Raw genomic sequence first — 13,605 nt, forward strand, 5'->3', positions numbered from 1 at the left:
GCGGATTTGCTGGGCAGATGAGGAAACGACATGTCTTGGGGCCGGTGTTGGCGGGGCTGGTGGTGCCGGTATGTCATGCGGATTTCCTGGACGATCTCGATCTGTCGGCCGAGCGGTTTGCCCGCAATGTTGCGCCCGTCTCCGGGAGTCCATTCGGTCTGCGCGGGCAGGTATTGTTAGGCGTGCCGATCTCGGAAGAACACGAGCAGGAGATCGCCGAAGCGATGCACCGGGGGGATCGGCGGGCATTGATATCGTTCCTTGAAAGCCGGGGGGACTATGCGGCGGCGCTGGCGCTCGGACCGATCGATTCGCTCGACCGGATCCGTTTGATGTTGAGGTCCCGGCAGCCGGAAGAGGCGCGCGCGGTGAAGGGCGAACTGTCGTCCAACAGCTTCCAGCAGGCGTGCCGTCCGCTTGAGGACGCGGGCGAGTGGGACTTGCTGGCGGAATTCTTCGGTATTCTCGCGGAACGGGAGGATTCACCGGACTGGCGGCGCGCCTTATGGTCGGAGGAGCTGGACGTCGCCTGGCACCGGGACCAACTCGGGGAACTTCTCAACCGGACGAAGGCGGATCCTTTGAAGCTGGCGTTTTTTCTTCACCGGCTGGGCGATCAGGACGAGGTGGACCACTTGGTGGAGGGATTGCTTGAGGATGCCGGCCCGGCAGAACTGGCGGAAATTTTGGCATTGCTGCGCGACAATCCGAGGGTGGTCGCCGCCGGGGTCGCTTGCTGGCATCGCGGGGATCTGGAGCTGGCAGAGCGCCGGGGGTTGATTGTCCCACTGATGCGAATGCCCGATCCCGATGCCTTCGCGAAGACCCTGGGAACATGGCTTGCGAATGGCGGCGATCCGGAACCTCTGGTGGACCTGATCTGGCAGGAGTGGAGGGATCGGCGAAATCAAGGACCGACCGGAATCGCGGTCCTGGGCGAACTGCAACGGCGCTTGCCCGACGATCCCCATATCAAGCTCCTACTTGCCAAGGAGTTGAGAAAATCCGACCCGGTCCGGTCCGCGGATCTGTTTGAGCAGGTGGCCGTCCTGCCGTTGAAAGCCGTGGAAAAGGCGGAGCCGGGCAAATGGTTGCAAGATGATCTCCGCGGACTGGACGATGCTGCCGGTGGTGATTTGGCCTATCTCGCGATCCGCGGCCTCGGCCTGCTGGATCGCCAGGACCGGGTGCGCGCGGTGCTGGAACGGCACGGGGAATGGGCCGACTTGCCGGTCGTGGACCGGGTCCGCTACCTGGCGGCCGGGGGGATGGATTTCGAAATGGTTGCAACCGCGACCGACGCCGCTCTCGCCGAGCCGGGAAATGCCGGGGTGAGCGGCTGGCTGCTGGCGGGGCTGGCTCTGCGTCTCGTGGACCGGGTCTTGCCGCCGGAGGTGGCGAACGTGCTGGTCGGGAAGTTCGACCAGTTGGCGGCAGGTGACCCGGGAAAAAGCGGGTTTCAGGTGCGCCGCGATGCGGAGATACTGCTGCGGCTGCTGGGTGGCACGGAGGTCGATGCCGGGGCGTGGCAGTCGAGCCTCGACCGCTTGGCGACCGAGGTTTCGGCACGTGATTCGGGTCAAGTCGAGACGCTCCAACGCAACCTCCGCAGGGCGGCGGGCCGCTTTCCCCGGTTGCAGGAGCTCATCCCGGATCATCCCGTGAAGAAGGAACCCGCGGATTCGGGCGGGGAATTGAGGAGATCGATGCAGGCAGGTGAGTGGCTGACGGCCTTTGCACCGCCGGAGATCTTGCGAATCCAGCCGGTACAAACAGGGCGATTCCTGAATATGCCTCCGGCCGCGATCATGCGGGCCGGGGTGCCGGTGCAGCTGTTGGAACGATGGTCGGAAACCTTCGCGAGAGGGGGCTTCGGCCTGCCGTTCGGGATGGCTCCGAAGGAGGACGACCGGGTGACGCTGCAGCGGACGATGAGGTTGTTCAAACCCGGGGATCCGCGGCGCCTGCTGGTGGAGATCCTGATCGCCCGTGGCATGTTCGATTGCGGTGACGCGGCGCTGAAGGCGCAGGCCGACGCGAGCTACGCTGCATTGATGGCCGGTGAAAAGGAAGCTCGCGGCACCGAAGCGTTCCGGTTTGCAGTGCTCGCGGGAAGCGGTGCGAAGGATGGGGACGTGCTCCAGATCCTGGCCGAACTGAAGGACCGGCCGGTATCGGTCCGGAGCGAATTTCTCCGGCGGATCGGATCCGGTCTGGTTCACGACCGGCGTCTGGTCGAACTGGCCCGGCGTGAGCTCAAGCTGGAACCGCCGCGGATGCAGGCGACACCGGACGAGGACGCCCGGATCCTGTCTGACCTGCAGCAGAGGAACTTGGCGGGGACTCCGGAGTCCATCGTTGCGGCAAAGCGTATTCTCGACAAGGTCGCGCTGGCAAAAGACGGTCCGAATGGCGGCGACTCGTATCAGGCGGCGCGGATCCTGCAGATGACGGGACAGTTCGACGCCTGGCTTCAGGAGATCCAGGGAAAGATGCGGCGAGCAGGCTTTGCGGAGGTCGAGATCCTGCGGGTTCTCCAAGCGATCGACCGACGCGAGCCGGAGGAGGGGGAATCGCGGGCGATTGCCAATGCGCGAAGGATCCTGGCGCTTGATCCGATGGACGCGGTGGCGGCGAGCCAGCTGATTCGTCCGGCGGTTGCCGGGGGAGACCGCGAACTGATGCTCGCCTGCATTCGGGCAATGGGCGAGGGCGCGGTCGGGCGCCTGTCGCAGGCCGACGTGCTGGGAGCCTTCGGCAAGGAGGATGCCGTGGAGGTCTTGACTTTGGTCCGGGAATTGAACCCGGTGTTGCAGATGCCGGACGGGCAGTCAGTGACAGCCCTTCACCGCTATTTCCTTTCCTCGGATCCGGGGCTGGCGGCGGAATTCCGGCGCTGGCTGGCGGCGCGGAGCAATGGACCCGTGCCTGCGCGGCGGGAGTTGGCAGGACAATTGGTCGATGCGGGACGGCGGGATGATGCGGTGGATCTGTTGGTCGGAACCTATGTGGCAGCTGCCGATTACCCCGGCTTTCCGCACACCTTTCCGCCGAAGCCTGGTGGTGAGGCGGCGAGGCGCGGGATGGCGCTCGGGGTGGAACGCCTGGAGCCGGATCTGGAGTTCCTTCTGAGTCGCGGGCTGCTGGGCGAGGTCGTGACCCGATTGGAGGCCATGGATGGCGCGGAGCACCTGGCGGTGGTAACCTTCCGGATGGCGCTGTCTCCCGATGCGGCGAACTTCGAGAGCCAGGCTTTGCCGGTTCTAGCCGACATGGGGGAGTCGTCCCGGGGAGCTTGTGTGAACCAGTGGGTCGAACTTTTCAGCGAGATGCCGGGGGCGGGGCACCTGGTGCTGCGTCTGTTGGAGGAACGTGCCGCCGGCTTGGATCGAGCGACCGAATTCTGGCTCGCCGACTTGATCCGCAAGGCAGCGGTCTATCCGGATAGCTCGACGCAGATCGGACGCTTTTGGGCAAGACTGTCGAAGGCTGCCGCGGACTGCGAAGACCCCGCGGAGAAGGCGCGGCTCGAGTCGAACATGGAATCAATCCTCAATCCGATGTTGGTTTCGTCTGACGATCCGACCTGGCGCGACTACTGGACCTGGCGCGAGCGCAGGTCAGCCCCGCGCAGACCCGCTCGCCCCATGGGTTCCAGCCCGTTTTCGACGGATTGGGTGGATCCGGTCCGGCTCGGCCAAGTCGTGTCGAAATGGCTGGCGGAACTTGATGGCGGCATTCCGGAGCAGGAGGCTGGCAGCTGGGCGATGGCGGCGGTGACGAACGGGGAGCCGGCACTGATCGATGCGGTCAAGGCGGCCCTGCCCGCCGGCGATCGTGGTGCCGCGGAACTATGTGATCTCGGGAAGGGGATCACCACGGCGGTATCCCCGGTGGTCGGAGCGGGCGCCGGAGGAGACGGGACGACACTCGTCTGGTGGAATCTCGTGGGCTTGCCCCCTGTCGATAAAACGGCAGGCATCCGGGATCTTCCTCGCTGTGCCTTCCCCTCGCTCGACGGCAAGTTCAAGTTACAGATCACGGCCGGTACGCGATCGGACCGGCTGGAGTCGGTGATGAAGATCGAGACTGTCGCATCGGCCGGCCACGCCCGCTTGAAGCTGCGGGCAGACCAACAATGGGTTGGGCTGCTATTCACCGAAGAGACAACCGGGGCGGTAAGATGGATTGATCCGATTGATATCCGGAATGGCGGAGGACCGCCGCTTCCTTTGACCGACGGGGATCTTCAGGCGCTCGGTTTTGAGAAACTGCAACCCGGTGGGCCGGGCGGGTTGCCGGCGTGGAAGGTCCGCTTTTCAGGGCCGGAACGGATCGACTTGCTGGATCGGCCTTGGACCGGAGTGGAGCCCGTATCTGTAGGCGCTTGGGTCGGCGGCGACGGAAAGCTCACCCTGCGTTGTCTGGATGGCACCGGCCGCGAGCTGCAGACGCTGGATCTGGTGGCTTGGGAATCGCCGCTGGCAGCTTGGCAGTACCGCAGCGTCCGGATGCCGGATCGAGCCAAGATCGCGCCGGATACCGAGCGCCTGGTGCTTTCCGCTTCGGTGCACGGGAACAATGACGGGCCGTTGGATTTCATGATGTCCGGTGTGCGGGTGGAGATCGGACCGGAGCCTGCCCTACCCCGGGGCTTCGAGAGGATCACACGCATCCCCGGAGTGCCGGAGGCGCTGGCGATTTCGCCTGATGAACAGCGGCTGGCGATCGGGATCCGGCCGGGCAAGCTGGGGCTGGTCGAGACCGGTAGCGGCAAGGTGGAAGTGATTCCGATCCCCTCGACGGGTGGTGAAGAAGCTGGCAGGGTCCTGCGCTTGCAATGGGGGCCGGCGGGACTGCATGCGCTATTGGGCAACGGGGTGCTCTACCGGTTTGACGAAGAACGGGCTGGTTTTACGCGGATCATGACGCTGGACGCCGGAATGTATCACAGCGACTTTTCGTCGTTCCTGGTTTCGCCGGATGAAAAATGGGTTGCCTGGAGGAGCAAGAAGGAGAGGGGTTTGGTGTTGGGCGCGACCGATGGTTCCCTGCGCCGGGAGCTCGAAACGGGCAACCATGGTCCGCGCTTTGAGTTTATCGGGGACGGGCTCTTGTTGACCGCGAACGACGGCAAACGGGCCTTGCTGAAAACTACAGGATTCCCTGAAGGCGACCCGGAGCCCGCCGAAGGATTTGCCTCATTCGAAGCACCCCGTTATCCCGGTTGGAGCGGGGGCGTGCAATTCAACCGGGATCCCGCCCATCGTGACGGGGATCGTGTCATGTTGCCGGTGGGAAATGATCTAGCGGTGATTGCGTCGGGTGGGACCATCTTTTATGTCGATGGCACGGGCAATTTGATCCGGGTGATGCCTTGAGCCTGCCGGCTCAGGATGTTGCGACCAGCGGCAGATTGGGGTCGATGTCGGCATCGAGCGGTGAGGCGTGGCCGTCGAAGGCCTTCAGCAGGGCTGCGAAGGCGATCATCGCGGCGTTGTCGGTACAGAGTCCCGGGGTGGCGGTGGCGAGGGCAATGCCCTCTTTGTCACAGGCGCCCTGGAATGCCGCCCGCAGCGCCCCGTTCAGGCTGACGCCGCCGGACAGGGCGATGGTCTTCCGGCCGGCATGGCGGGCGGCGCGCAGGGTCTTGGTGACGAGGACTTCGATCACCGCCTCCTGGAACGATGCGCAGAGGTCGGGCAGTTCCGCGGGATGGGGAGCGCCGGATTCCGGATTGCGCTCTGACAGGGTGTAGAGCACCGCGGTCTTGAGTCCCGAAAAGGAGAAGTCGAAGCCCGGTTCCTTCATCATCGAGCGCGGGAAGGCGAAGGCCTCGGGATTGCCGCCGCGGGCCACCTTCTCGATCTCCGGCCCCCCGGGGTAGGGGAGGCCGAGCATCTTGGCGACCTTGTCGAAGGCCTCGCCGGCGGCGTCGTCGCGGGTGCCGCCGAGCTTGCGATAGTGTCCCGCTCCAGCGACGTCCAGCAGCAGCGTGTGGCCGCCGGAAACGATCAGCGCCAGGTGCTCCGGCACGATGCCGGAGCCGACGAAGGGCGAGAGCAGGTGGCCCTCGAGGTGGTTGATGGCGAGGAACGGCTTGCCGGCGGCAGCGGCCATCGCCTTCGCGGCGGTCGCGCCGATCAGCAGCGACGAGGCGAGGCCGGGGCCGGAGGTGGCGGCGAAGGCATCGATGTCGCGCATGGTGACGCCGGCGCGGGCGAGCGCTTGTTCGACCAGCGGCCGCAGGTGCAACGAGTGGTTGCGCGAGGCGATCTCCGGAACCACGCCGCCGTAAACGCGGTGGAGTTCGATCTGGGAAGCGATTTCAGAGGCCAGGACCCGCGCGGCCCGGCCCGGCCGGCCGGACAGGATGGCGACCGCGGTTTCGTCGCAGGAGGATTCGAGGGCGAGGAGGAGCATGGGGCGACGCAGAGCTAGTTGGCAGTCTTGAGCGCGGCTTCGAGGGCGGGGTCCTGCCAGCCCTCGAGGAGCTTCGCCTCGTCCGGGGTCAGTGATTTCCGGCGATGGGAAAGCTGGACCTTCTCGCGGATGGCATCATCGAACTCCACCGCGATGTCCGGGGTGATGCCCTTGCGGTGGGGCGTGTTGCCCGAGGGCGTGTGGTAGGTGGCGATGGTGAGCCGCAGGGCGGTGCCGCCACCCTGCGGGATGATGTTTTGCACGGAGCCCTTGCCGTAACTGGTTTCGCCGATGATGACCGCGCGTTCGAGGTCCTGCAGGGCACCGGCGGTGAGTTCGGCGGCGGACGCGGACATCCGGTCGATCAGCACGTTGATCGGGTAGTCGCGTTTCCGGCGCTGCTTGTCCGGCGTCTTCAAGGGCTCGCCCAGCACTTCCCCGCCGCGGCCGCGGGTGGTGACCACCGGAGTGCCGGGCGGCAGGAACAGGCCGAGGATCTGGACTGTTTGATGCAGGTCCCCGCCCGGGTTGCCGCGAAGATCGAGGATCAGGCGTTTCATGCCCTTGTCCTCGAGCTCGTCGAGGGCAGCTTCCATTTCCCGGGCGCAGCTGCCCATGAACGACGCGAGGCGGATGTAGCCGGTCTTCCCGTCGTCGGTGAGGGTCGCCTCGGTGACGGTGCGGTCCTCGACCGCCATGTGGACCAGCTCCACGTCGACCGGCTGGGGGGACGCGGGCGATTTCAACTGCAGCCGTGTGGTTTCACCCGGGGCCCGTTTCAGCGAGGCGATCAATGCAGGGAGTGCCGGCGGAGGGCCGCCGTTGACCGCGAGGATCGCGGAACCCGCAAGGAGATGGGCGCGGGACGCGGGTGAGGCGGGCTGGACGTTGGCGATGTAGGGGCCGTCGTCCCGGACTCCCAGGGTCACGCCGAGCGAAGGGAGGAAGGGGTCGAGATCCGGGTGGTCCTTCAGCGCCAGGGCCATCTCGGGGTGGATGAAGCTGGAGAAGGGATCCAGGCTCGAAAGCATGCCCTCGAGGGCGTGGTTCACCAGGCGGTCGTAGGTGACCTTTTCGACATCCGGGTGCCGCTGCCGGACTTGCTCCAGGACCTGCACGAAGCGCTCGATCGCGGGGTAGGCGGCTTCATCGGGATCGGCCGGCCGGGCCGGCTCGTCTGCCAGCAAGCAGCCCGGGAGAAGGAGGAAAAGCAAAGCGCGCACGAGCCGAAGCTAGGTGCGCGCCTTGAAGATGGGAAATTGGAATTTGCGCTTTCCTCAGGCGGCATCCTTGTCGGCCCGCTTGCGTCGCATCAGCGGTGCCCGCTCGCCGAGGACGACCGGACGGTTGATGGTGACGGCCTCGACGTCGGTCTTCGAGGGGACGTCGTACATCACGTCGAGCATCAGGCGTTCGAAGATCGAGCGCAGGGCGCGGGCGCCGGTGCCGCGCTTGACCGCTTCCTCGGCCATCGCGCGCAAGGCGTCGCGGGTGACGCGGAGCTTCACGCCGTTGAGGGCGAGCTGTTTGCCGTACTGCTTGACCAAGGCGTTCTTCGGCTCGGTCAGGATCGAGATCAGCTCGTCTTCGGTTAGCTTGCGGAGGGCGGAAATGACGGGCAGGCGGCCGATGAACTCCGGGATCAGGCCGTAGTGCAAGAGGTCCTCCGGTTCGGCCAGATCGAGGATGTTGCCGCTGGCGGGGGTGGCGTCGCCGGTGGTGCCGTGGAAGCCGAGCGTGCTGCGGCCGAGACGCCGCTGGATGGTGTCCTCGAGGCCGACGAAGGCGCCGCCACAGACGAACAGGATTTTCTCGGTGTTGACCTGGATGTATTCCTGCTGCGGGTGCTTTCGGCCACCCTGCGGCGGAACGTTGCAGACGGTGCCCTCGAGGATCTTGAGCAAGGCCTGCTGGACCCCTTCTCCGGAGACGTCGCGGGTGATCGAGACGTTGTCGGTCTTGCGGCCGATCTTGTCGATTTCGTCGACGTAGATGATGCCCCGCTCGGCGCGCTCGACATCGAAGTCGGCGGCCTGGAGCAGACGCAGGACGATGTTTTCAACATCTTCCCCGACATAGCCGGCTTCGGTCAGGGTGGTGGCGTCGACGATGCAGAACGGGACGTCGAGGACGCGGGCGAGGGTGCGTGCCAGAAGTGTTTTGCCGGAGCCGGTGGGGCCGAGCAGCAGGACGTTGGACTTTTCAATCTCAACCTCGCCATATTCTTCCGCCAGGGATGCCTGGTCCTGGCGCAGGCGCTGGTAGTGGTTGTACACCGCGACCGACAGGACCTTCTTGGCATGCTCCTGGCCGATGACGAACTCGTCGAGCCGGCTGCGGAGTTCCGCGGGCGAGGGCAGCCGCTTGGTGTTCTGTGCCCGCCGGGCCTTGTTGGTCTTGCCGACGGCTTCGGCGAGCTCCTTGTCGAGGATGTTCGAACAGACCTCGACGCACTCGTTGCAGATATACACGCCGGGCCCGGCGATCAGTTTTTTGACCTCCGAGTGGCTTTTGCCACAGAAGGAACACATCGTGAGATTGGAAGCGCGAGCCATGGTGCCGGGTATAAAAAGCAGGCGCCGGGCCGAATGACCCGACGCCTGAAGATAGCGGAAAAGAACTCAGGCGTCGTCCTTTTTTCCGTCATTTGCGTCAGCAAGCGCAGCGACGGCGTCGGGAAGTTCCTTACGGCTTTCCAGGACCTTGTCGACCAGCCCGTAGGCGACGGACTCCTCGGCGGACATGTAGTTGTCACGGTCGGAGTCGTGCTCGATCTGCTCGACGGTCTTGCCGGTGTGCTTGGCGAGGATGCCGTTGAGGCGCTTCTTCAGGTTGAACATGAACCCGATGGTGCGCTCGACATCCGAAGCCGTGCCTTGGGCGCCGCCGGAAACCTGGTGGATCATGACGTGGGAATTCGGCAGGCAGAAGCGCTTGCCCTTGGTTCCCGCGGTCAGGAGCACCGAACCCATCGAGGCGGCGATGCCGATGCAGTAGGTGTTCACGTCGCAGGTCATGAACTGCATCGTGTCGTACATCGCCAGGCCGGCGGTGACGGAGCCGCCGGGCGAGTTGATGTAGATGTGGATGTCCTTTTTCGGGTCCTGCATCTGCAGGAAAAGGAGCTGGGCGATCACCGAGTTGGCGACGAAGTCGTCGATCGGGGTGCCGATGAAGATGATGCGGTCCTTGAGCAGGCGCGAGTAGATGTCGAACGAGCGCTCGCCGCGGCCATCCTGCTCGATGACAACGGGGACGTAGTAGCTGTTCTCCGGCGCGCCGCCGGCCTGGATCCTGTTCGGGAAATTACTCATCGTTGGTGGTCGTGTCGTCTGCGACTTCCTCGACGGTGGCGTGCTCCAGAATGAAGTCAATGGCCTTGCCCACCAGCATCGAGTTGCGGATGCCGGGAAGGCGTCCGCCGCGCTGGAGCTCCTTGATGAACTTCTTCGGGTTCTCCTTCCGCGACTGGGCGATGCGGGCGAGGTGGTTGACCAGCTCGTTGTCGCTGACGCTGATGCCTTCAGCGCGGGCGATTTCCTGGAGGATGAAGTTGGTCTTCAGGTTGGTGCGGGCCTGGTCGCCGGCGGTGGCGAAAATCTCGGCCTGTTGGGCGGCAATCTCTTCCTCCGACATGCCGGACTTCATGCCGCGTTCGACGAGGGCGTCGGCCTGGCCCTGGGTCTCGTGGCGGAGGAGGTCCTCCGGAAGCTCGAAGTCGACCAGGGAATTGAAGTGCTCGACGATCTGGTTGACCTTGTGGTCGTCGATGCGGCGGCGCTTTTCGACCTCGATCTGGCCCTTGGCCATGTCACGCAGCTCGGCGTGGGTCTTGCCGCCGGTGATCTTGGCGGCGAACTCGTCGTCGAGCTCCGGCAGCACGGCCAGTTTGATGCCCTTGAGGCTGACGTTGAAGACGACTTCCTTGTTCTGGAGGTCGCTGAGCGGGAAGTCTTCCGGGATGGTGAGGGCGATGTCCTTCTGGTCGCCGGTATTCATCCCCGCGACGGCGGCGGCGAAGCCGGGCAGGAAGCTGTTCTCGTCGAGCTTAATCCAGAAGCCCTCGCGACCGGCGAGATAGCCGGCGGACTTGCCGAGCGCTTCTTCCAGCGGCTGGCCGTCGAGTGTCGAGGAGTAGTCGATCACCGCGAGGTCGCCGTCCTGGGCCGCGCGGTCGGTGATGTCCTGATAGTCGGCGAAGCGCTCGCGGAGGCCTTCGAGCTGGGTGTCGATTTCCTGCTCGGTCACCTCGGCGGAGGGCGCCTTGACGGCGATGCCCTTGTACTCCGGGAGCTCGACATCGGGGGCCAAGGTCAGCACCGCATTGAAGGTGAGGGTGCCATCGGGCAGGTGGGAAATGTTCTGCGGGTTGCCGAAGTTGAGCACCTTGAGGGCTTCCTTGCGCAGGGCCTCGTCATAGGCCTGGCGAACGAGCTTGTCGTCGAGTTCCTCGGCGATCGCCGCCTGGAACTTCTTCTCGATGACCTTCTTCGGCGCCTTGCCGGGACGGAAGCCGGGGATGCGGGCTTGGGCCGCGTAGCCGGACACGATTTTCGCGCGCTCGGAATTCACTTTGTCCGAGGGGACTTCGACGCGGAGCGTGGCGATGCAGTTCGGCTGCTTTTCGACGATGATATTCATAGTGGAAATCTGGTGCGGAAACGGGCGGTGGGGCGCCGGGGGCGGGAAGCTAAGGGGGCCGCTCCGGGCTTGTCAAAGCGAAGGTGCGCCCGTTAGCAAGCCGGATCCGGACATGGGCCTTGACGGGGTATGCCCCAAAACGGTTCTATCCACGCCGTTAGCCGACACACATGGATATTTCATCCCTCCTTAGTATTCGGGGCGCGTCCTTGCTGGCGCGCCGGGTGGTTCTGGCGACGCTCTTCTTCCTCGGTCTCGCCGCGACGTCGGTGAAGGCGCAAGACATCGAGGGGAAGAACGTCTCGAACGTCGAGATCCGCTACAACGGTCCTCGTACCGTCGATGAAGCCCGCTTGCGGAACTTCATTTCGATCGAGTCCGGCCAGGCCTACCGCAGCGAGAAGGTCGACAACGACATCACCAAGCTCTACGAGTCCGGCCTGGTCAGCGACGTGCGTGTTTTCGCGGAGCCGGCCGGCGAATCGCTGAAGGTGATCTACGAGGTGACCACCCGCCCGGACTACGTGGCGATCGGCTTCGTCGGGAATTCCGTTTTCAGCGACCAGAAGCTGGCCAAGGAGACCAAGCTCAAGCCGGGCGGCATGGCGAGCGACGAGGTGATCCTCAGCGCCCGCCGCAACATCGAGGAATACTACCGCGGCTACGGCTACCCGGACGTGACGGTGACCCATCGCACCCAGCCGAGCGAGACCGGCAGCGGGGTGGACCTGATCTTCATCATCGACGAGGGCGGCAAGAAGGAGATCCACAAGATCCGCTTCGAGGGCAACAACACCTACGACAGCCGCACCCTGCGCAAGCAGATGAAGACGAAGGAAAAGGGCTGGTTCTCCTGGCTCAGCAAGTCCGGCCGCTACGAGAGCCAGGAACTGGATTCCGACGTCGAGGCGGTCCTCGACTACTACCGCACCCGCGGCTATCTCCGCGCGAGCAGCCCGGGCCCGCGCCTCGATCCCGTGAAAAACGGCAAGGTCGATCTGGTGATCCCGATCAACGAGGGTGAGAAGTACACGGTGGCGGGTGTCGGCTTCGGCCGCATGACGGTGTTCAAGCCCGAGGAACTCTACCCCGCGCTGACCCTGAACGGCGGTGACGGTTACTCCTCGAAGAAGATGCGGGACGACATCAAGATGATCCGCAGCTACTACGGTTCCCGTGGCTATGCCGATGCCTCGGTCACCCCGGACATCCGCGATGCGGGGCCGAACAAGGTGAACATCGTCTACCGCGTCACCGAAGGATCCCGCTACCGCGTGGGCCGGGTGAACATCGAAGGCAACACCAAGACCAAGGACAAGGTCATCCGCCGTGAAATGCCGCTCAAGCCGGGCGACTATTTCAACTCGGTGGAGCTTGAGACCGCCAAGGCCCGCCTCGAGAACCTGCAGTATTTCAGCGACGTCCAGGTCGACGGCCAGCCGGGCCGCGGCGGTTACCGCGACGTCAACGTCCTCGTCGAGGAACGCCGCACGGGATCGATCAGCGCCGGTATCGGCTTCAGCTCGATCGACAGCATCGTCGGTTTCGTCAACCTCGAGCAGACCAACTTCGACATCATGAACCCCTGGGCGTTCACCGGTGGCGGCCAGCGGTTCGGTGCGAACCTCCGCCTCGGCAGCGAGCGCACCGACATCGGCATCTCGCTGGTGGAACCTTGGTTCATGGACCGCCAGCTCGCACTGGGTGGTGAGCTTTTCTACAAGGACTCCCAGTACTACTCGGACTTCTACGAGCAGACCAACGCGGGTGGTGCGATCTTCGTCCGCAAACCGATCGGCGAAAAGGCCTCGCTCAAGCTAGAGTATCGCCTCGAGCAGGTGCAGATCGACCTGGATCCCGCGGTGACCACGCTTTCCGCCGCCTCGCCTTTCGGTCCTTCCTTGCTGTTGCCGGAAGACGGCGATTACATCCGCAGCGCGATTTCGCTCAATTACGTCTACGACAACCGCGACGCGGTGATCGAGACCCGCTCCGGCGAGAAGTTCGACATCGGCCTGACCGTGGCGGGCAGTGTCCTCGGCGGCGACGTCGATATCCTCGGTCTCTCGTTGCAGGGCCAGAAATACTGGAACCTCGCCTGGGACTCGATCCTCTCCTTGAACGGTGAGCTGGCCTTCGTGGACGCCACCAGCGGCTCGGTGCCGATTTTCGACCGCCTGTTCCTCGGTGGCGGCCGGACCCTGCGCGGCTTTGAATTCCGTGACGTCGGTCCGCGCGATCCGGTGACCGGTGAAGTGGTGGGCGGCCAGTCGCTTGGTTTCCTTTCCACCGAGTACACGGTCCCGATCATCGATAACGTCAGGGCCGCCGTGTTCTACGACCTCGGCTTCGTCAACGACGGGGCATGGGATCCGAGCCCGAGCGATCTCTACCACGACTTCGGCGTGGGCGTCCGGCTGAAGTTGCCGATCAGCCCGGTTCCCATCGCGCTCGACTACGCCGTGCCGATCGACAGCCCCGATCCGGTGGCGGACAAAGGCGGTCAGTTCAACTTCTACCTGAACTACCAGTACTGATCCT

At 64.6% G+C, this 13,605-nt stretch carries 7 protein-coding genes; 2 read left to right on the forward strand and 5 right to left on the reverse strand.

The genetic code is table 11. The features are described from left to right. The first annotated feature begins 17 nt into the window (after positions 1-17). Positions 18-5,381, forward strand: a complete 5,364-nt coding sequence (locus IG178_RS03370; protein ID WP_193211095.1) for a hypothetical protein — start codon at positions 18-20, stop codon at positions 5,379-5,381. A gap of 10 nt (positions 5,382-5,391) precedes the next feature. On the opposite strand, the gene tsaD is transcribed toward IG178_RS03370, so the two are convergent. The 5 genes from tsaD to tig form a co-directional block, all read right to left on the reverse strand. Next, a complete protein-coding gene (gene tsaD / locus IG178_RS03375) occupies positions 5,392-6,423 on the reverse strand; it encodes a tRNA (adenosine(37)-N6)-threonylcarbamoyltransferase complex transferase subunit TsaD (protein ID WP_193211096.1) in 1,032 nt (343 codons plus the stop codon). Between the two features lie 14 nt (positions 6,424-6,437). Next, positions 6,438-7,646 carry a S41 family peptidase gene (locus tag IG178_RS03380; protein ID WP_193211097.1) on the reverse strand — a complete coding sequence of 403 codons (1,209 nt, stop codon included), beginning with the start codon at positions 7,644-7,646 and terminating at the stop codon, positions 6,438-6,440. A gap of 54 nt (positions 7,647-7,700) precedes the next feature. Next, entirely contained in the window at positions 7,701-8,978 is a 1,278-nt protein-coding gene (clpX, locus tag IG178_RS03385) for an ATP-dependent Clp protease ATP-binding subunit ClpX (RefSeq protein ID WP_193211098.1), read from the reverse strand. A 66-nt stretch (positions 8,979-9,044) separates the two neighbouring features. Further along, on the reverse strand, positions 9,045-9,737 hold the full coding sequence (locus tag IG178_RS03390; RefSeq protein WP_193211099.1) for an ATP-dependent Clp protease proteolytic subunit: 693 nt from the start codon (positions 9,735-9,737) through the stop codon (positions 9,045-9,047). Further along, a complete protein-coding gene (tig, locus tag IG178_RS03395; protein WP_193211100.1) occupies positions 9,730-11,064 on the reverse strand; it encodes a trigger factor in 1,335 nt (444 codons plus the stop codon). The genes IG178_RS03390 and tig overlap by 8 nt, the downstream gene beginning before the upstream one ends. A 170-nt stretch (positions 11,065-11,234) precedes the next feature. On the opposite strand from tig, the gene bamA reads away from it, so the two are divergent. Further along, positions 11,235-13,601 (forward strand): outer membrane protein assembly factor BamA, encoded by a 2,367-nt coding sequence (bamA, locus tag IG178_RS03400; protein ID WP_193211101.1) that lies wholly within the window; start codon positions 11,235-11,237, stop codon positions 13,599-13,601. The last annotated feature ends 4 nt before the right edge of the window (positions 13,602-13,605 follow it).

The organism is Neoluteolibacter marinus (assembly GCF_014904755.1).
Lineage (GTDB): Bacteria > Verrucomicrobiota > Verrucomicrobiia > Verrucomicrobiales > Akkermansiaceae > Haloferula > Haloferula marina.